Annotated in this window: 17 protein-coding genes; 14 read left to right on the forward strand and 3 right to left on the reverse strand. The window is 69.5% G+C overall.

Going from position 1 to position 17282, the window contains the following annotated elements:
• Window positions 1–89 precede the first annotated feature (89 nt).
• Window positions 90–1178: an FAD-dependent oxidoreductase gene (locus tag KUG41_RS06010; RefSeq protein WP_216902226.1), complete on the reverse strand. Its 1089-nt coding sequence runs from the start codon at window positions 1176–1178 to the stop codon at window positions 90–92.
• A gap of 194 nt (window positions 1179–1372) precedes the next feature.
• Between KUG41_RS06010 and gatB the strand changes: the two genes are divergently transcribed.
• Complete coding sequence (gene gatB, locus KUG41_RS06015; protein WP_216902146.1) at window positions 1373–2854, forward strand: Asp-tRNA(Asn)/Glu-tRNA(Gln) amidotransferase subunit GatB; 1482 nt, start codon at window positions 1373–1375, stop codon at window positions 2852–2854.
• Here the strand turns inward: gatB and coaE are convergent.
• Window positions 2832–3446: a dephospho-CoA kinase gene (gene coaE, locus KUG41_RS06020; protein ID WP_216902148.1), complete on the reverse strand. Its 615-nt coding sequence runs from the start codon at window positions 3444–3446 to the stop codon at window positions 2832–2834. The genes gatB and coaE overlap by 23 nt on opposite strands.
• A gap of 208 nt (window positions 3447–3654) precedes the next feature.
• Between coaE and argJ the strand changes: the two genes are divergently transcribed.
• The 5 genes from argJ (at window position 3655) to KUG41_RS06045 (ending at window position 8604) form a co-directional block, all read left to right on the forward strand.
• Entirely contained in the window at window positions 3655–4905 is a 1251-nt protein-coding gene (gene argJ, locus KUG41_RS06025; protein WP_216902227.1) for a bifunctional glutamate N-acetyltransferase/amino-acid acetyltransferase ArgJ, read from the forward strand.
• Window positions 4906–4951: 46 nt separating this feature from the next.
• Entirely contained in the window at window positions 4952–5548 is a 597-nt protein-coding gene (locus KUG41_RS06030; RefSeq protein WP_216902150.1) for a hypothetical protein, read from the forward strand.
• Window positions 5549–5582: 34 nt separating this feature from the next.
• Window positions 5583–5924 carry a hypothetical protein gene (locus KUG41_RS06035; protein ID WP_216902152.1) on the forward strand — a complete coding sequence of 114 codons (342 nt, stop codon included), beginning with the start codon at window positions 5583–5585 and terminating at the stop codon, window positions 5922–5924.
• A complete protein-coding gene (locus KUG41_RS06040) occupies window positions 5924–7621 on the forward strand; it encodes an AarF/ABC1/UbiB kinase family protein (RefSeq protein ID WP_216902154.1) in 1698 nt (565 codons plus the stop codon). Before KUG41_RS06035 ends, KUG41_RS06040 begins: the two co-directional genes overlap by 1 nt.
• A gap of 62 nt (window positions 7622–7683) precedes the next feature.
• On the forward strand, window positions 7684–8604 hold the full coding sequence (locus KUG41_RS06045; protein WP_216902156.1) for a mechanosensitive ion channel domain-containing protein: 921 nt from the start codon (window positions 7684–7686) through the stop codon (window positions 8602–8604).
• A 21-nt stretch (window positions 8605–8625) separates the two neighbouring features.
• Here the strand turns inward: KUG41_RS06045 and eno are convergent, their stop codons facing one another.
• Window positions 8626–9921 carry a phosphopyruvate hydratase gene (gene eno / locus KUG41_RS06050; protein WP_216902158.1) on the reverse strand — a complete coding sequence of 432 codons (1296 nt, stop codon included), beginning with the start codon at window positions 9919–9921 and terminating at the stop codon, window positions 8626–8628.
• A gap of 172 nt (window positions 9922–10093) precedes the next feature.
• On the opposite strand from eno, the gene gloA reads away from it, so the two are divergent.
• The 8 genes from gloA to rplL all read left to right on the forward strand — a co-directional run bounded on the left by gloA (window position 10094) and on the right by rplL (window position 17077).
• Window positions 10094–10495: a lactoylglutathione lyase gene (gene gloA / locus KUG41_RS06055; protein ID WP_216902159.1), complete on the forward strand. Its 402-nt coding sequence runs from the start codon at window positions 10094–10096 to the stop codon at window positions 10493–10495.
• On the forward strand, window positions 10485–13295 hold the full coding sequence (locus tag KUG41_RS06060) for an ATP-dependent Clp protease ATP-binding subunit (protein ID WP_216902161.1): 2811 nt from the start codon (window positions 10485–10487) through the stop codon (window positions 13293–13295). Before gloA ends, KUG41_RS06060 begins: the two co-directional genes overlap by 11 nt.
• 93 nt (window positions 13296–13388) lie before the next feature.
• On the forward strand, window positions 13389–13682 hold the full coding sequence (gene secE, locus KUG41_RS15565; protein WP_371734052.1) for a preprotein translocase subunit SecE: 294 nt from the start codon (window positions 13389–13391) through the stop codon (window positions 13680–13682).
• Complete coding sequence (gene nusG / locus KUG41_RS06070; protein ID WP_216902163.1) at window positions 13682–14392, forward strand: transcription termination/antitermination protein NusG; 711 nt, start codon at window positions 13682–13684, stop codon at window positions 14390–14392. Before secE ends, nusG begins: the two co-directional genes overlap by 1 nt.
• A gap of 183 nt (window positions 14393–14575) precedes the next feature.
• Window positions 14576–15001, forward strand: coding sequence for a 50S ribosomal protein L11 (rplK, locus tag KUG41_RS06075; protein ID WP_216902165.1), 426 nt, complete (start codon window positions 14576–14578; stop codon window positions 14999–15001).
• Window positions 15002–15077: 76 nt separating this feature from the next.
• Window positions 15078–15785 (forward strand): 50S ribosomal protein L1, encoded by a 708-nt coding sequence (gene rplA / locus KUG41_RS06080; protein ID WP_216902167.1) that lies wholly within the window; start codon window positions 15078–15080, stop codon window positions 15783–15785.
• Window positions 15786–16097: 312 nt separating this feature from the next.
• Entirely contained in the window at window positions 16098–16625 is a 528-nt protein-coding gene (rplJ, locus tag KUG41_RS06085; protein ID WP_216902169.1) for a 50S ribosomal protein L10, read from the forward strand.
• Between the two features lie 65 nt (window positions 16626–16690).
• Window positions 16691–17077 carry a 50S ribosomal protein L7/L12 gene (gene rplL / locus KUG41_RS06090; RefSeq protein ID WP_216902171.1) on the forward strand — a complete coding sequence of 129 codons (387 nt, stop codon included), beginning with the start codon at window positions 16691–16693 and terminating at the stop codon, window positions 17075–17077.
• The last annotated feature ends 205 nt before the right edge of the window (window positions 17078–17282 follow it).

Consider the following 17282-nt stretch of genomic DNA (forward strand, 5'->3'; position numbering starts at 1 on the left):
CAGGGGGCCGGTGCGTTCCTGCTGGCCGCGCATTCGCTCAGTGCCGTTAGGCCATTCTCCCGCGGCTGAGCTGGTTTTTCAGCAGCCTCCTAGGCCGCTGCGGCCGTAGCGGCCGAGAACGGCCGGTCCCAGCGAAACGCCGCCAGCAGGGCTGCGTTGGCTCCTGAGCCCTGGCCGGCGGCGGTGATCGCTTCGGCGATCAGCTCCGCGGTGATGGCCGCCAGCAGCACGCCGTTGCGGTAGTGGCCGGTGGCCAGCCAGAGCCCGTCGATGGGGCCGGGGCCCAGCAGGGGGGCCTCGTCGGGGGTGCCGGGCCGGAACCCCCACCAGCGCTCCATCGGCGGCCACAGGGCCGCTTCGGGGAGCAGGTCGGCGATGCCCTGCTGCAGCTGTTTCTGGCCCTCCGGGGTGAGGCCGGGTTCGAAGCCGGCTTCCGGTTCACTGGTGGCGCCCACCACCAGCAGGCCGTCCTGCCGCGGCACCAGGTAGATGCCGGGGCCGAACAGCACCCGCTCCAGGGCGGCCCGGGGCCCCTGCAGCGAGAGCATCTGCCCCTTCACCGGCCGCACCGGCAGCGCCGGCAGCAGCCGGGCGCTCCAGGCGCCGCAGGCCAGCACGGCGGCGGCGGCGGCGATCACGTGCTCGCCCCCCTCGGCCCGGCGCACGCGCACGCCCCGCAGGCGCCGGTCGTCTTCGGTGAGCAGCTCCAGCACCTCGCTGCCCTCCTCGAAGCGCACCCCCAGGGCGGCGCAGGCCCGCTCCAGGGCCCGCATCAGCCGGCGGCGGTTGTCGATCTGGCCGTCCTGGGCAAACAGCAGGCCGCTGCGCCAGCGGGGGCCGATGCCCGGCAGCTCCCGCTCCAGGGCCGAGCGGTCCAGGGGCAGCCCGTAGGCGGCGGTGGGGTAGGCGTCCCGCTCGGCGGCGCTGGTGAAGGGCACGACGATGCCGCAGGGCCGCAGGCCGCAGGGGAGGCCGCTGTCGGCCTCGATCCGGGCCACCCAGGCCGGAATCCGCTCCAGGCTGGCCCGGCCCAGGGCCAGCAGGGGGCCGGCCAGCCCCTCGGCATGGGGGGCCAGCATGCCGGCGGCCACGAAGCCCGCCGCTTCGCTGCGGCGGCGGCTGAGCACGGTCACCGCCCGGCCGCGGCGGGCCAGCTGGTGGGCGATGGCCAGGCCCATCAGGCCGCCGCCCAGCAGCAGCACGGGGGCGTCGTGGGGATCGGTGCCAGCCAGGGCCCTTGCCTCCGGTTCTGCAGCTCCCCATTCAAGGTCCTGGCTCCCCGGGGCCGTGGGGGCCACCGCCGCTGCATAGGATCGCAGTCAGCGCCTCCGGCCGATCGCGGGGGCCGACAGCGCCGGCAGGACTTGCGACCATGGCTGAAGGCAACGCAACTGGGGCTTGGGAGGCCGTGATCGGCCTGGAGACCCACGTGCAGCTGGGCACCGCCAGCAAGATCTTCACCGCCGCCTCCACCAGCTTCGGCGACGACCCCAACACCCACATCGACCCGGTGGTGTGCGGCCTGCCCGGCACCCTGCCGGTGCTCAACCAGCGGGTGCTGGAGTATGCGGTGAAGGCGGCCCTGGCCCTTAATCTGCAGATCGCCGAACACAGCAAGTTCGACCGCAAGCAGTACTTCTATCCCGATCTGCCCAAGAACTACCAGATCTCCCAGTACGACCAGCCGATCGCCGAGGAGGGCTGGATCGAGGTGGAGGTGGCCGAGAAGGGCAAGGAGACCTACCTCAAGAAAGTGGGCATTGAGCGGCTGCACATGGAGGAGGACGCCGGCAAGCTCGTCCACGCCGGCAGCGACCGCCTGGCGGGCTCCACCCATTCGCTCGTCGACTACAACCGGGCCGGGGTGGCCCTGGCGGAGATCGTCTCCAAGCCCGACCTGCGCACGGGCCGGGAGGCGGCCGAATACGCCTCCGAGATCCGCCGCATCATGCGCTATCTGGGCGTCTCTGACGGCAACATGCAGGAAGGCTCCCTGCGCTGCGACGTCAACATCTCCGTGCGCCGCGGGCCTGATGCCCCCTTCGGCGTCAAGGTGGAGATCAAGAACATGAACTCCTTCTCGGCGATCCAGAAGGCCATCGATTTCGAGATCGCCCGCCAGATCAAGGCGATCGAGGCCGGTGAGCCGATCCACCAGGAAACCCGGCTCTGGGACGAGGGCAAGCAGCTCACCAGGAGCATGCGCAGCAAGGAGGGGGCCAGCGACTACCGCTATTTCCCCGATCCCGACCTGGGTCCGATCGAGGTGACACCGGCCCAGCGGGAGTCCTGGCGGGCCGAACTGCCCGAACTGCCGGCCGCCAAGCGGCACCGCTATGCCCAGACCCTGGGCCTGTCGATCTACGACGCCCGGGTGCTCACCGATGAGCGGGCCATGGCGGAGTACTTCGAGGCGGCGGTGGCGGCCGGGGGCGATCCCAAGGCCGTGGCCAACTGGGTCACCGGCGACATCGCCGCCCACGTGAATGCCAACCGGCTGGCCATCGCCGAGCTCCCCCTGCGGCCCGAGCAGCTGGCCGAGCTGGTGCAGCTGATCGAGGCCGGCAGCATCAGCGGCAAGATCGCCAAGGACCTGCTGCCCGAGCTGCTGGAGCAGGGCGGTTCGGCGGTTGCGATCGTCGAATCCCGGGGTCTGGGCATGATCAGCGACCCGGCGGCGATCGGCGCCATCGTGGCGGAGCTGCTGGCGGCCCACCCCGGGGAGGTGGAGGCCTTCCGGGGCGGCAAGAACAAGCTGCAGGGCTTCTTCGTTGGGCAGCTGATGAAGCGCACCGGCGGCCGCGCCGACCCCAAGCTGGCCAACCGCATCCTCAGCGAGCAGCTGAAGGGCTGAGGGCCCGCGCCAGCTGCTGCTCCAGGTCGGCATCGCCGCAGCGGTCGCCGTTGTCGATCACCACATCCGCCCGCGCGCGCTTGCGGGCCATGGGCCACTGGGCGGCGATCCGTGCGATCGCCTCCGCCTCGCCGAGCCCGTCGCGGGCCATCAGCCGCCGCAGCTGTTCGGCCTGATCGCAGTTCACTAGCCACACCTCGCTGCACAGCCCCTCGAGGCCCGCCTCGTACAGCAGGGGGATCATCAGCACCACCGTCGGTGCGGCGGCCAGCGCCTCCAGCCGTTCGGCGAAACGCTGCCGCACCACCGGATGCACCAGCCCCTCCAGCCAGGTGCGCTCGGCCGGATCGGCGAACACGATCCGCCCCAGGGCGGTCCGGTCGATCGTGGGTTCCGCCGCCGACCGGTCGCGCACCCGCTGGCCATAGCGGGCCAGCACCGCCTCTGTGCCGGTGGTTCCAGGGCCAAGGGCTCCATGGGCAAAACGGTCGGCATCCAGCACCGGCAGGTCGAAGCGTTCCTCCAGCAGCCGCGCCACGGTGCTCTTGCCCGTGGCGATGCCGCCGGTGAGGCCGATGCGGCGCTGGGCCATGGTCAGCGGCTTGGGGGTGTTTGGGTGTGCACACGGCTGCCGTCCCCAGGGTGAGGGGCGCGGCAGGGCTGCATCTTCAGCGTCCCCGGCCGGATCCTGCAAGCCCTGCAACGCTTCGCTGGCAGGGGTGCGGGAGCCGGCGATTCACCCATCCTCGTTGGCCATCCGCATCGAGGCGGAGCGGCAGCGGGGAGAGGATGGCCGGGCGATGACGAACCTCAAGGTGTCCAACCACCCCTGCTGGCAGCCCATCCCCGGCGGCATCACCGCTCCGGAGGGCTTCCTGGCGGCCGGCATCACGGCGGGCCTGAAACCCTCTGGCAAGCCCGATCTGTCGCTGCTGCTGGCGCCGGAAGGGGCGGTGTGCGCCGGCAGCTTCACCACCAACCGGGTGCGGGCCGCCTGCGTGGACCTCTGTGCCGAACGGCTGGCGGCCGGCGGCGGGGTGGCCCGGGCCGTGCTGACGAACTCCGGCCAGGCCAATGCCTGCACCGGCGAACGCGGCCGGCTCGACAGCCTGCGGGCCACCGCCGCCCTGGCGGAGCGTCTGGGAGTGCCCGAGGAGCAGCTGCTGATCTGTTCCACCGGGGTGATCGGCGTGCCGATCCCGATGGAGCCGCTGCTGGCGGCCCTGCCGTCCCTGGTGGACGCGCTCTCCGGCGACGGCGGCGGGGCGGCGGCGGCAGCCATCCTCACCACCGACCTCATCGACAAGCAGATCGCTCTGGAGGCCGACCTGGGCGGACGGACGGTGCGGATCGGCGGCATGGCCAAGGGCTCCGGGATGATCCACCCGTCGATGGCCACCCTGCTGGCCTACCTCAGCTGTGATGCGGGCGTGCCGGCCCCCCTCTGGCAGGCGATGGTGCGGCGGGCGGTGGAGCGCTCCTTCAACGCGATCACCGTCGACGGCGACACCAGCACCAACGACACCTTCCTGGCCTTCGCCGCCGGGGAGATTCTGGATCCGCAGCAGTTCACCGCCCTGGAGGAGGGCCTCACGGCGGTGGCCCAGCACCTGGCCCGGGCCGTGGCCCGCGATGGCGAAGGGGCCACCTGCCTGATCCAGATCACGCTTGAGGGAGCCGCCGACGACGCCGGGGCCCGCCGCATCGCCCGCACCGTGGCCGGATCCTCCCTGGTGAAGTGCGCCATCCATGGGCGTGATCCCAACTGGGGCCGCATCGTCGCCGCGGCCGGGCGGGCCGGCGTCGACTTCGATCCGGCATCGGTGGCCCTCTGGCTGGGGGAGCATCAGCTGATGGCGGACGGCCAGCCCCTGGCCTTCGACCGTCCCGCGGCCTCCCGCTACATGGAGCAGCGGGCGCGGGGGGCCTATCTGATCGACGACACCGTGGCCATCCGGCTGCGGATCGGCGCCGGGCCCGGCAGCGGCAGCGCCTGGGGTTGCGACCTCTCCGATCAGTACGTCCGCATCAATGCCGACTACACCACCTGATCCGTCCCGCCGGGTCAGAGTGGTGGGGCTGCCGTGGCTGGGCAAGATGGCATCGATCGATCTGCCTGCGATGGTCACGGTCCGGCCTCCCTCGCCTCCCGGCAATGCCCCCCCCCGGGGGCAGGCTCCCCGCGCGGCTGCCCGCCCCGGCTGGGACTGGCGGGTCTGGTGGATCGTGGGCCTCTGCTTCGGCCTGGGCTACAGCGTCAGCCACCGCCTGCTCAACCTGGGGACCGAGGAGGCCAAGGGCGCCAGCCAGCGCTTCGATGTGCAGCCCTTCCCCGGCACGCGCCTCGACTCCCTGCGCCAGCGCTTCGGTGGGGAGGCCCGGGACATCCGCGGCGATCTGGATCTGATCGAACTGGAGCAGCAGCAGAAGCAGGATGCGGCCGAGATCGAGAAGCGGCGGGCGGAGCTGGAGGCCCGGGAGGCCAGGGAACGCCAGCGGCAGCTTGAGGGTGACGACGGCCCCATCGAAGCCGATCGAGCCCCTTCGTCTCCTGCCATCGAGACCGAAACCCCATCGGCACCTGCCCTGCCACCGATCCGCACCCCCCCGGCCCGCGAGCGGGAGGCCGCCGGTCCTGCCCCGGCCGCCCCGCCGCCGCTGGTCGCTCCGCCGGCTCCCGGAGTCCAGCCCTGATCTGCCACAGTTCGGTGAAATGTCCGGCCCTGCCATGAGTGCGCCGCAGTCCCTTCTCAAAGCGGCCGTGAACCGGCTGGCCGCCCGTCTGGGCAGCGGTCTGGCCGAGGCCGCCGCCGGTCTGGCGATGCTCGCCCAGGACGCCCCTGCCAGGGTGCAGCAGGAGCTCAACCTGTTCTGGGAGGAGGTGGCGATGGAAGCGGAGCGCATCGAGAACGACGGCAGTGCTCCGACGTCCCCGGCCCGGCCCGGCCCCACCGATGACCCGCAGGAGCGGATCGACGCCCTGCGGGTGAAGGTGGCGGAACTGGCCCGGCGCCTCGATCGGGGACCGGCCGTTGCCGATGGCCCGTCCCGGCCTCCGGGGCCGGCCTGATGGCGGCCCCCAAGGCCCCCGGGATCCTGTTGTCCCGCCTCTGGCGGCCCCTGCGCATCTGGCGTCTGGTGGTGCAGTTGCTGGCAGGTCTCTGGTGGGACGGCCGGGCCTGGACCTACCCCGGCGGCCGCAGCCCCGAACGGCAGGCCGCCCGTCAGCGGCGCCGGGCCCGCTGGCTCACGGCCCAGTTCCTCGAGCTCGGCTCGGCCTTCATCAAGCTGGGCCAGTTGCTGTCCGCCCGGCCCGATGTGCTCCCCGCCGACGTGGTGGAGGAGCTGGCCCATCTCCAGGACCGGGTGCCCGCCTTTCCCTTCCCGGTGGTGGAGGCCCTGCTGGAGCAGGAACTGGGGGAGCGCCGGGCCGAGATCATCGATCTCCAGGTGGATCCGCTCGGTTCGGCCAGCCTGGCCCAGGTGCACCGGGCCAGTCTGCGCAGCGGCCGGCAGGTGGTGTTCAAGGTCCAGCGGCCCGGCCTGGAGCGCCTCTTCCGTCTGGATCTGGAGGTGCTGCAGCAGGTGGCGGCGGTGGTGCAGCGCCATCCCCGCTGGGGCGCCGGCCGCGACTGGGTGGGCATCGCCAAGGAATGCCGGCGGGTGCTGCTGCGGGAACTGGATTTCCGGCTCGAAGCCGAGCATGCCGCCCGGTTCCGGCAGCAGTTTCTTGACGATCCAGGCATCCGTATCCCGGCGGTGGTGTGGGAACTCAGCTCCCGCCGGGTGCTGTGTCTCGATTACGCGCCCGGCATCAAGATCAACGACCGGGAGGCCCTGGTGCGGGCTGGCATCAATCCGGCGGCGGTGGCGGAGAAGGGAGCGGCCAGCTACCTGCAGCAGCTGGTGCGCTTCGGCTTCTTCCACGCCGATCCCCACCCGGGCAACCTGGCGGTCGCTTCCGATGGGTCCCTGATCTATTACGACTTCGGGATGATGGGGCAGATCTCCGAGCGGCTGCGCAGCCGGCTCGGACGCATGGTGCGGGCGGCGGCGGCCCGGGATGCCTCCGCCCTGGTGGAGGAGCTGCAGGAGGCGGGGGTGATCGCTCCGGGCATCGACCCCGGGCCCGTGCGACGGCTGGTGCGGGTGATGCTCACCGAAGCGCTGACGCCTCCCTTCAGCGCCAACGTGATCGACAAGCTCTCAGGGGATCTCTACGAGCTGGTGTACGGCCAGCCGTTCCGCCTGCCGCCGGAGCTGATCTTCGTGATGCGGGCCCTGTCCACCTTCGAGGGAGTGGGCCGCAGCCTGGATCCCGGCTTTAGCCTGATCGCGATCGCCCGTCCCTACCTGCTGCCCCTCATGACCGCCAGCGGCAACGGCCCCAACGAACTGTTCAATGAGCTGTCCCGCCAGGCGGCCGAGGTGGGCAGCCGGGCCCTGGGTCTGCCCCGCCGTCTGGAGGAAAGCCTCTCCCGTATCGAGCAGGGCGATCTGCAGGTGCTGATCCGGGCGGGGGAGACCGATCGCCTGCTGCGGCGCCTGGCCCTGGCCCAGCAGAGCACCGGCCAGTCCTTCCTGCTCGGAGCCCTGGCGGTGGCGGCGGCCCTGCTGGCGGCCAGCAGCCGGCCGGCCCTCACGGCCGTGCCCCTGGTGGTGGGTCTGCCGGTGGGTCTCTCCTGGCTGAAACTGCAGGCCCGGCTCAAGCGCGACGGCCGCATCGACCAGTTACCAGGGGTCGCCGCGCCGGCCGGCAGGCAGTGAGGAGCTCCGGCGGACCGGCACCCAGCCTGCCCATCCACCCTCCTCCCGTTACCTGAAGCCCCATGGAGGATGTCTTTCGCCAGCTCGGCCACTGGTTCGCCGAACCGTACGTCAGGAAATTCACGATCGCCATCGTGGGGGTGTTCTTCATCTCCGTGGTATCGCAGCTGTTTCAGCGATCACTACCCAGTTACATCGTAGGTTCGGATAATCGTTATTACGCCAGGAAGATCGTTTCTTTCCTGGGCTATTTCGGCGCTGCCTTCCTCATCGCCTCCGTCTTCCGCGACAGTCTGGGGGGTCTCTCCGTCGCCATCGGTGTCGCCAGTGCCGGCATCGCCTTCTCCCTGCAGGAAGTGATTGCGAGTGTGGCGGGCTGGATCGCCATCTCCTTCGGTGGCTTCTACGCCACGGGAGATCGGGTGCAGTTGGGGGGTATCCGTGGCGACATCATCGACATCGGCATCCTGCGCACCACTCTGATGGAACTGGGGGAGTGGGTGCAGTCGGATCTTTACACCGGCCGGATCGTGCGCATCGCCAACAGTTTCGTGTTCAAGGCACCGGTCTTCAATTACTCGGGCGATTTCCCGTTTCTCTGGGATGAGATCAAGGTGCCTGTGAAGTATGGCAGTGACCATCAGCTCGCCCGGCAGATTCTGGAGCGGGTGGTTCTGGAGGTGGTGTCCGAGGAGGTCACCCAGAAGGTCATCAAGGCCTGGCGCTCGATGGTGAGCAAGTATCTGGTCGAGAACGCCCGCGTCGAGCCCATGGTCACCATGGCGCTCACGGACAACTGGATGGAGTTCACGGTCCGCTATGTGGTGGATTACAAGATCCGCCGGCTCACCAAGGATCTTCTCTTTTCACGGATTCTGGATGAGTTTCTCACCGCCGAGCGCCGGGTGGAGATTGGCTCCACCACCGTCCACCTGGTGGAGACTCCCGAATTCCGGGTGCGGATGACGGGGCCCAGGGACTGACTGGGGCGAGCGTCGCTGGACTCAGCCCCGACCCCGGGGGCCCCGGTCTTCCACGCCGGCGTAGACAGCCTGGCTGCCCAGCTCGTCCTCGATGCGCAGCAGCTGGTTGTACTTCGCCACCCGATCGCTGCGGCTGAGGGAGCCGGTCTTGATCTGGCCGGCCCGGGTGGCCACCGCCAGGTCGGCGATCGTGGTGTCCTCCGTCTCGCCGCTGCGGTGGCTGATCACGCTGGTGTAGCCGGCGCGGCCGGCGAGATCGATGGCCTGCAGGGTTTCGGTCAGCGAGCCGATCTGATTCACCTTGATCAGGATCGAATTGGCGATGCCCTGCTCGATGCCCTGCTGCAGCCGGCTGGTGTTGGTGACGAACAGATCGTCGCCCACCAGCTGCACGGTGCTCCCCAGGCGCTCGGTCAGCAGGCGCCAGCCCTCCCAGTCGTCCTCGGCCAGCCCGTCCTCGATCGAGACGATCGGGAACCTGCCCGCCAGGGCCGCCAGCTGCTCGACCATCTCGGCGCTGGTGTAGCTGCCGCCGCCGAAGGCGTAGCGGCCGTCGGCGTAGAACTCGGTGCTGGCCACATCAAGGGCGAGGGAAATCTGATCGCCGGGCCGGTAGCCGGCCTTCTCGATCGCCTGCATCAGCAACTCGCCGGCGGCCTCGTTGCCGGCCAGGTCGGGGGCGAAGCCGCCCTCATCGCCCACGGCGGTGGAAAGGCCCTGGTCCTTGAGCAGCCCCTTGAGGGTGTGGAACACCTCGGCGCCCATGCGCAGGGCCTCCCGGAAGCTGCCGGCCCCGTGGGGCACCAGCATGAATTCCTGGAAGTCCAGGTTGTTGGAGGCGTGGGCCCCGCCGTTGATGACGTTCATCAGGGGCACCGGCAGCAGGGTGGCCATGGGGCCGCCCAGGTAGCGGTAGAGGGGCAGGCCCAGGGCCTTGGCGGCCGCATGGGCGGTGGCCAGGCTCACGGCCAGGATCGCGTTGGCCCCCAGGGCCGACTTGTTGTCGCTGCCGTCGAGCTCGTTCATGGCCTCGTCGACGGCGCCCTGGTCAAGGGCACTGAGGCCGCAGAGGGCCGGTGCGATGCGCTCCTCGATGTTCTCCACGGCCTTGGTGACGCCCTTGCCGAAGTAGGCCTTGCCGCCGTCGCGCAGCTCGTGGGCCTCGTGGGCGCCGGTGCTGGCGCCGCTGGGCACGATCGCCCGACCGCTGGCGCCCCCCTCCAGATAGACCTCGGCCTCCACCGTGGGGGTGCCACGGGAGTCGAGCACTTCACGGGCAACGATCGAGTCGATGACGAGGTCGAGGGAGTCGTACACAGGGGGTGTGCTGGTGGCCGAATCCTATGGGGCACCTCCGCGCCTGCCTGTGTTCCCTGTGCCATCGGCCCCCGACCGCCCGGTCCGGAAGCGCCGTTGGTCACAATGGCCCCAGGCGCCCACCGGCTGCCCACCGCCGACCGCACCACCGCAACCCACCCCGCCGCCGACCATGCGACTCCTCCACACCATGCTGCGGGTGGGCGATCTGGACCGCTCCCTGCGCTTCTACACCGAGGTGCTCGGCATGAAGCTGATCCGCCGCAAGGATTATCCCGGTGGGGCCTTCACCCTGGCCTTCGTGGGCTACGGCGACGAGAAGGACACCACCGTGCTGGAACTGACCCACAACTGGGACACCAGCAGTTACGAGGTGGGAACGGGCTTCGGCCATCTGGCCATCGGTGTCGACGACATCCACGCCACCTGCGCGGCCATCGCTGACAAGGGGGGAAAGGTGGTGCGCGAACCCGGCCCGATGAAGCACGGCAGCACCGTCATCGCCTTCGTGGAGGATCCGGACGGCTACAAGGTGGAACTGATCCAGACGTCACCCCGGCCCGATGCGCACTGATCCCGGCGCTCCCGCCAGCCTCACCAGCGACCCGGATCGCTTCAGTGACGCCGCCTGGGACCTGCTGATCGCCTCCCAGGAACAGGCGCGCCGCTGGCGCCATGGCTCCATGGATGTGGAGCACCTGTTGCTCACCCTGCTGCTGGATCGCCGCTTCGGCACCTGGGTGGCGCCCCTGCCCCTCGACGAGGACCGGCTTCTGGATCGGCTGGAGGCCTTCTGCGCCGAGCAACCCGGCGGATCCGGCGGCACCCTCTACATCGGTGATGCCCTCGAGGACCTGCTGGAGGAGGCCGATCGCCGCCGTGGGGCCTGGGGCTCGCGCCTGCTGGATGTTCCCCACGTGCTGCTGGCCCTGCTGCAGGACCCCCGGATCGGCGCGTCACTGCTGGCGGAGGAAGGGCTGAGCGAGGACCTGCTGCTGCGCCAGTGGCGGCCGCTGCCGGCCGCACCGGAACCGTCCGTCCCCACGGTGCCTGCTTCCGCCGGCCCCCCGGCCGTGTCGTCGTCTCCTCCGCTGCGACCGTCCCCTCCGGCGCGACCGGTGCCGGCGATGGAAGAGTCCCTGGGACTGCAGCGGGAGGGGGAGCCGGAGCCCGGGGCCCTGGCCCGTTACGGCCGCGACCTCACCGCCGCCGCCCGGGCCGGGGAGCTCGATCCTGTGGTGGGAAGGGATCCAGAGATCCGCCGCCTGATCCAGGTGCTCTCGCGGCGCAGCAAGAACAACCCTGTGCTGATCGGCGAGCCGGGCGTCGGCAAGACCGCCGTGGCCGAGTCCCTCGCCCAGCGCATCGTGGCCGGTGAGGTGCCCGACGGCCTGCGGGGCCTGCGCCTGGTGGCCCTTGATCTGGGCGCCCTGATCGCCGGTGCCAAGTTCCGCGGCCAGTTCGAGGAGCGCCTGCGCAGCGTGCTGGCGGAGGTGCGCGAGAACGATGGCGCCGGTCGCGGGGAGGGGGGCGCCGGTCGCGGGGAGGGCGGTCGAGCCGGAGCCGGGGGCGTGGTGCTGTTCATCGACGAACTGCACACGGTGGTGGGCGGCGACCGCTCCGGCACCGATGCCGCCAGCATCCTCAAGCCGGTGCTGGCCCGCGGCGATCTTCGCTGCATCGGCGCCACCACCCCCGAGGATTACCGGCGCAGCATCGAAAAGGACCCGGCCCTGGAACGCCGCTTCCAGCAGGTGGTGATCCGGGAGCCGGATGGCCCCACCTGTCTGGAGATCCTGCGGGGGCTCAAGGAGCGCTACGAGCTCCACCATGGGGTCACCATCACCGATGGCGCCCTGGTGTCGGCGGCGCGGCTGGCCGACCGCTACATCAGCGATCGCTGCCTGCCCGATTCGGCCATTGATCTGATCGACGAGGCCGCCGCCAACCTGCGCATGGAAGCCACCTCCAAGCCCCAGGTGGTGGAGGTGGCCGAGGCGGAGCTGCGCCGGGTGGAACTGGATCTGCTGGCCGCTGAAGCAGCCCCGCTGGAGGAGCGCCTGCAGCTGCAGGAGCAGCGGCGCCTCGCCCATGACCAGCTCGAGCGCCTGCGGCAGCGGTGGGCCGGGGAGCGCGAGCGGCTGGAGGAGCTGCGCCAGCTGCTGCACCAGGACGAAAATCTGCGCCATGCCATCGCCGACGCTGAGCGGGAGGGGGATCTGGAGGAGGCCGCCCGCCTCCAGTACGACCAGCTGCACGGGGTGCAGCAACGCCGCGCCGCCCTGGAGGAGGAACTGCAGAGCGATCCGATGCTGCGGGAGCAGGTCGAGGAGGGGGACATCGCCGATGTGGTGGCCCGCTCCACCGGCATTCCCATCCAGCGGCTGCTGGCGGGCGAACGGCAGAAGCTGCTGGAGCTCGAGCAGCGCCTGGGTGAGCGGGTGATCGGCCAGCCCGAGGCCGTGGCGGCGGTGGCCGCCTCGATCCGCCGCTCCCGGGCCGGCATGCAGGCCCCCACCCGGCCGGTGGGGTCGTTCCTGTTCCTGGGGCCCACCGGCGTCGGCAAGACCGAACTGGCCAAGGCCCTGGCGGCCGCCCTCTTCGACGAGGAAGAGGCCCTGGTGCGGCTCGACATGAGCGAGTTCATGGAGCGCAACGCCGTCGCCCGTCTGGTGGGGGCGCCTCCGGGCTACGTGGGCTACGAGGAGGGGGGACAGCTCACCGAGGCCGTCCGTCGCCGGCCCTATGCGGTGCTGCTGCTCGATGAGGTGGAGAAGGCCCATCCCGATGTCTTCAACCTGCTGCTGCAGGTGCTCGACGACGGCCGGCTCACCGATTCCCAGGGGCGCACGGTCGATTTCCGCCACACCGTGGTGATCATGACCAGCAACCTGGCCAGCCGGGCGATCCTGGATCGTGCCCGCGCCGCGGTGGGGCCGGAACAGGAACAGGAGCACGATCGGTCCCTGGAACTGGCGGTGGAGGAGGCCCTGGCCCGCCAGTTCCGCCCTGAGTTTCTCAACCGCATCGACGAGGTGATCCGTTTCCGTCCGCTCTCGCGCTCCGATCTGGAGCGGATCGTGCGCCTGCAGCTGGCCGAACTCGCCACCCTGCTGCGGGAGCAGCAGCTGGAGCTCCAGGTGGGCGAGGCGGTCGTGGCGGCCCTTGCCCACCAGGGGTACGAACCGGAGTACGGCGCCCGCCCGCTGCGGCGGGTGCTGCGCCGCCGCATCGAGAACCCCCTGGCCACCGAACTGCTGGAGGATCACTTCACGGCGGCCCGGGGCGTGCGGCTGGAGCTCGCCGGTCCCGGTGAGGCGGGCTTCCGCTTCGTCCCCCTGCCGGTCGCTGGGGAAGGACGTCCGGTAGGGTGATCGTTTGCCGATGGGTGAGCTGCAATCGGCCGGGACTTCTGTGCCCCCGATCCATCCTTCACCCACCCACCTCCACTGAGTGGAATCCACACCGTGGAACCAATCCCCCCCGTCACCACCACCACGAGCAGTCCTGATGGGCCCCTGGCCCAGAGGAACGGTTCGCCCGAGCCCGAGGAAGGAACCGCTGGTCTCTTCCCCGATGACGAGGCGCCCACCGGTTTCCTTGCGGTGACCATGGCGGAGCTTCGCAAGGTTGTCTGGCCCAGCCGTCAGCAGCTGTTCAGCGAATCGGTGGCGGTGATCCTGATGGTGAGTCTTTCGGCCGCGGCCATCGCTGCGATCGATCGCTTCTATCACTGGGGATCGGCCCAGATCTTCCGTTGATGTCCCTCCCCCTGTCTGCTGTGCCCGAGACCGTGCCCGAGATCGAACCGGACGTCACCCAGGTCCTGGAACTGCCGGGAGAGGGGGCTGAGGCGGCCGGTGAGGGCGGCGCCGAGGCCGGTGCCGGGAGCGAAGCCCCCAAGCCCCAGGTGGCCCGCTGGTATGCGGTGCAGGTGGCCTCCAGCTGCGAGAAGAAAGTGAAGGCCACCCTGGAGCAGCGCGCCGTCACCCTGGGGGTCAGCAACCGGATCCTGGAGATCGAGATCCCCCAGACTCCCGGGGTCAAGCTGAAGAAGGACGGCAGCCGCCAGTCCATCGAGGAGAAGGTGTTCCCCGGCTACGTGCTGGTGCGCATGGTCCTCGACGAGGACACGATGATGGCCGTCCGCAGCACGCCCAACGTCATCAACTTCGTGGGCCAGGAGGAGCGCCGCGCCACCGGCAAGGCCCGCGGGCACATCAAGCCCCGGCCCCTCAGCCGCCAGGAGGTCGACCGCATCTTCAAGCGTGCCGCCGAGAAGAAGCCCGTCCTCAAGGTGGATCTCAGCGAAGGCGATCAGATCCTTGTCACCGCCGGTCCCTTCAAGGACTTCCAGGGCGAGGTGATCGAAGTCTCGGGTGAGCGCAGCAAGCTGAAGGCCCTCCTGTCGATCTTCGGCAGGGAGACCCCGGTCGAGCTGGAGTTCTCCCAGATCAGCAAACAGAGCTGATCCCCGGGGCCGCCTCCCTGCGGAGGGCGGCCCTGGGTGGTTCCTCACGGGGCCGCCATGCCGCCGGGCCGGTCAACGCCCCGGCGATCCGCAGCGCCCCCGTCAGGGGGCACCGTCCCGCTCTCCCGTCAGGGAAGCCTGTCCCGCGCTCCCGCAAGGGAGTTCCGTTCCCCAGCCCAGCCGATGGCCAAGAAAGTCGTAGCTGTGATCAAGCTGGCCCTCCAGGCCGGCAAAGCCAACCCCGCACCGCCGGTGGGCCCTGCCCTCGGTCAGCACGGGGTGAACATCATGGCGTTCTGCAAGGAGTACAACGCCCGCACCCAGGAGAAGGCCGGGTATGTGATCCCGGTGGAGATCTCGGTCTTCGAAGACCGCAGCTTCACCTTCATCACCAAGACCCCACCGGCTTCGGTGCTGATCTCCAAGGCCGCCGGCATCGACAAAGGTGCCGCCACCTCCTCCAAGGGAGCGGTGGGTGCCATCAGCCGCTCCCAGCTCGAGGAGATCGCCAAGACCAAGCTGCCGGACCTCAACTGCACCAGCGTCGAGTCGGCCATGCGCATCATCGAAGGCACCGCCCGCAACATGGGCGTCGCCGTCAGCGACTGAGCCTGCCGGCCCGTCGCATCCTTCCGTTCACCTACCAGGGGGAGACCGTCCACGGTCGTCCGCACCCCTTCCCGCCATGACGAAAATCTCCAAACGCTTCAGCGCCCTCGCCGCCAAGGTGGAGGACCGCGCCTACGAACCGCTCGAGGCCCTCGAGCTGGTCAAGGACACCGCCACCGCCAAATTCGACGAAACCGTCGAAGCCCATGTGCGCCTCGGCATTGACCCCAAGTACACCGACCAGCAGCTGCGCACCACCGTGGCCCTGCCCCACGGCACTGGCCAGAGCATCCGCATCGCCGTGATCGCCCGGGGCGAGAAGGTGGCCGAGGCCAAGGCCGCCGGCGCCGACCTGGCCGGTGATGACGAGCTGGTGGATCAGATCGCCGGTGGCTCCATTGATTTCGATCTGCTGATCGCCACCCCGGACATGATGCCGAAGGTGGCCAAGCTCGGCCGGGTGCTAGGTCCCCGGGGTCTGATGCCGAACCCCAAGGCCGGCACGGTCACCACCGATCTCGTCGGGGCGATCAGCGAGTTCAAGGCCGGCAAGCTGGAATTCCGGGCCGACCGGGCCGGCATCGTCCACGTGCGTTTCGGCAAGGCCAGCTTCCCCACCGCCAAGCTGCTGGAGAACCTCAAGGCCCTGCAGGAAACCATCGACCGCAACAAACCCAGCGGTGCCAAAGGCCGCTACTGGAGAAGCCTGTATGTCGCCTCCACGATGGGCCCCTCCGTCCTGGTCGACTTCGCCGCGCTGCAGGACATCAAGCAGGAGAGCTGAGCTGCTCGTGGGCCTCTGCCGCCGCTGGTGCGGGTCGGGGCCTGCTGTGGTGTAGGTTGAATGGCTGGATTCGTCCAGAGGGGCACGCGCCCCACCCAAGACAGCAGGTTGTCAGGGCCCCATCAACTTCGATTGATGGACGTTCCACGTAAGTCCTGCCGAGGTCCACGCGATTGGTTTTGGCCTGAGTGGCGGGATTCCCTGGGAATCCCGCCGATCGGAGCGGAGCGATGAGCGGCCTCGAAGCCACCCTCCACGGGAGGCTGTCCGGGCTGCGTTCCCTGCTTGTTCCCCCGATCCGATCCACCTCCTATGGGCCGCACGCTGGAGAACAAGCAACAGATCGTCGAAGAGCTCAAGGGGCTCCTCGGTGAAGCCGAAATGGCGCTGGTCCTTGATTACAAGGGCCTGACCATCAAGGAAATGACTGATCTGCGGACCCGTCTGCAGGCCAGCAGCGGTGTGTGCAAGGTGACCAAAAACACCTTGATGCGCCGTGCCATTGATGGGGACAGCGCCTGGTCGGATCTCGATTCCCTGCTCACCGGCACCAATGCCTTCGTCCTCGTCAAGGGCGACGTCGGCGGTGCGGTGAAGGCCCTGCAGTCCTTCCAGAAGGACACGAAGAAGTCCGATGTGAAAGGAGGCCTTTTCGAAGGCAAGCTCCTCTCACCCAACGACATCCAGGCCATCGGGGATCTGCCCTCCAAGGAGGTGCTCATGGCCCAGATCGCCGGTGCGATCAATGGCCTGGCCACCAAGCTGGCTGTGGGCATCAACGAGGTTCCGTCCGGTCTCGCCAGGGCGCTCAAGCAGCACGCCGAATCCGGCGAAGGCTGAGTTCGCCTGTCGCGAACCCCTGGGCTCCACCGATCCTCCCGTTCTGTTGCTGATTCCCCCCCCCCATGTCCGCTACCACCGACCAGATTCTCGAACAACTGAAGACCCTTTCCCTGCTTGAGGCTTCCGAGCTCGTCAAGCAGATTGAAGAGGCCTTCGGCGTCTCCGCCGCCGCTTCCGCCGGCGTCGTCATGGCCGCCGCCGCCCCCGGCGCCGCCGCTGAGGCCGTCGAAGAGCAGACCGAATTCGACGTCATCCTCGACAGCTTCGATCCTGCTTCCAAGATCAAGGTGCTCAAGGCCGTCCGCGAGGCCACCGGCCTCGGTCTGGGCGAAGCCAAGGCCCTTGTGGAGGCCGCTCCCAAGGCCGTCAAGGAAGGCATCTCCAAGGACGATGCCGAAGCCCTCAAGAAGGCCATCGAAGAAGTGGGCGGCAAGGTCTCGATCAAGTGACCGTCCGGAGTCGGTGCTTTCCGGCCCGGCTTCACCCACCCTTTCTGCAGCGCCGGCCCTCAGGGGCCGGCTTTTTTCTGGCCTGACGCCCGTTGTGTACGCCCGGACAAAAAAAAGAACCCCGCCGAAGGCAGGGTTCTGGAGATGGAACGATTCCGGGAGTCTGTCCTCGTTTCGACCCTGGAAGAGCGTCCTTCACTCCTCA

Source organism: Synechococcus sp. CCY 9618 (assembly GCF_019038415.1).
GTDB lineage: Bacteria > Cyanobacteriota > Cyanobacteriia > PCC-6307 > Cyanobiaceae > Cyanobium.

Bases quoted from the DNA above. Each gene is read 5' to 3' on its own strand.
- KUG41_RS06010 (WP_216902226.1), bottom strand. From the start codon at position 1,178: ATGGGCCTGGCCATCGCCCACCAGCTGGCCCGCCGCGGCCGGGCGGTG.
- gatB (WP_216902146.1), top strand. From the start codon at position 1,373: ATGGCTGAAGGCAACGCAACTGGGGCTTGGGAGGCCGTGATCGGCCTG.
- coaE (WP_216902148.1), bottom strand. From the start codon at position 3,446: ATGGCCCAGCGCCGCATCGGCCTCACCGGCGGCATCGCCACGGGCAAG.
- argJ (WP_216902227.1), top strand. From the start codon at position 3,655: ATGACGAACCTCAAGGTGTCCAACCACCCCTGCTGGCAGCCCATCCCC.
- KUG41_RS06030 (WP_216902150.1), top strand. From the start codon at position 4,952: ATGGCATCGATCGATCTGCCTGCGATGGTCACGGTCCGGCCTCCCTCG.
- KUG41_RS06035 (WP_216902152.1), top strand. From the start codon at position 5,583: ATGAGTGCGCCGCAGTCCCTTCTCAAAGCGGCCGTGAACCGGCTGGCC.
- KUG41_RS06040 (WP_216902154.1), top strand. From the start codon at position 5,924: ATGGCGGCCCCCAAGGCCCCCGGGATCCTGTTGTCCCGCCTCTGGCGG.
- KUG41_RS06045 (WP_216902156.1), top strand. From the start codon at position 7,684: ATGGAGGATGTCTTTCGCCAGCTCGGCCACTGGTTCGCCGAACCGTAC.
- gloA (WP_216902159.1), top strand. From the start codon at position 10,094: ATGCGACTCCTCCACACCATGCTGCGGGTGGGCGATCTGGACCGCTCC.
- KUG41_RS06060 (WP_216902161.1), top strand. From the start codon at position 10,485: ATGCGCACTGATCCCGGCGCTCCCGCCAGCCTCACCAGCGACCCGGAT.
- nusG (WP_216902163.1), top strand. From the start codon at position 13,682: ATGTCCCTCCCCCTGTCTGCTGTGCCCGAGACCGTGCCCGAGATCGAA.
- rplK (WP_216902165.1), top strand. From the start codon at position 14,576: ATGGCCAAGAAAGTCGTAGCTGTGATCAAGCTGGCCCTCCAGGCCGGC.
- rplA (WP_216902167.1), top strand. From the start codon at position 15,078: ATGACGAAAATCTCCAAACGCTTCAGCGCCCTCGCCGCCAAGGTGGAG.
- rplJ (WP_216902169.1), top strand. From the start codon at position 16,098: ATGGGCCGCACGCTGGAGAACAAGCAACAGATCGTCGAAGAGCTCAAG.
- rplL (WP_216902171.1), top strand. From the start codon at position 16,691: ATGTCCGCTACCACCGACCAGATTCTCGAACAACTGAAGACCCTTTCC.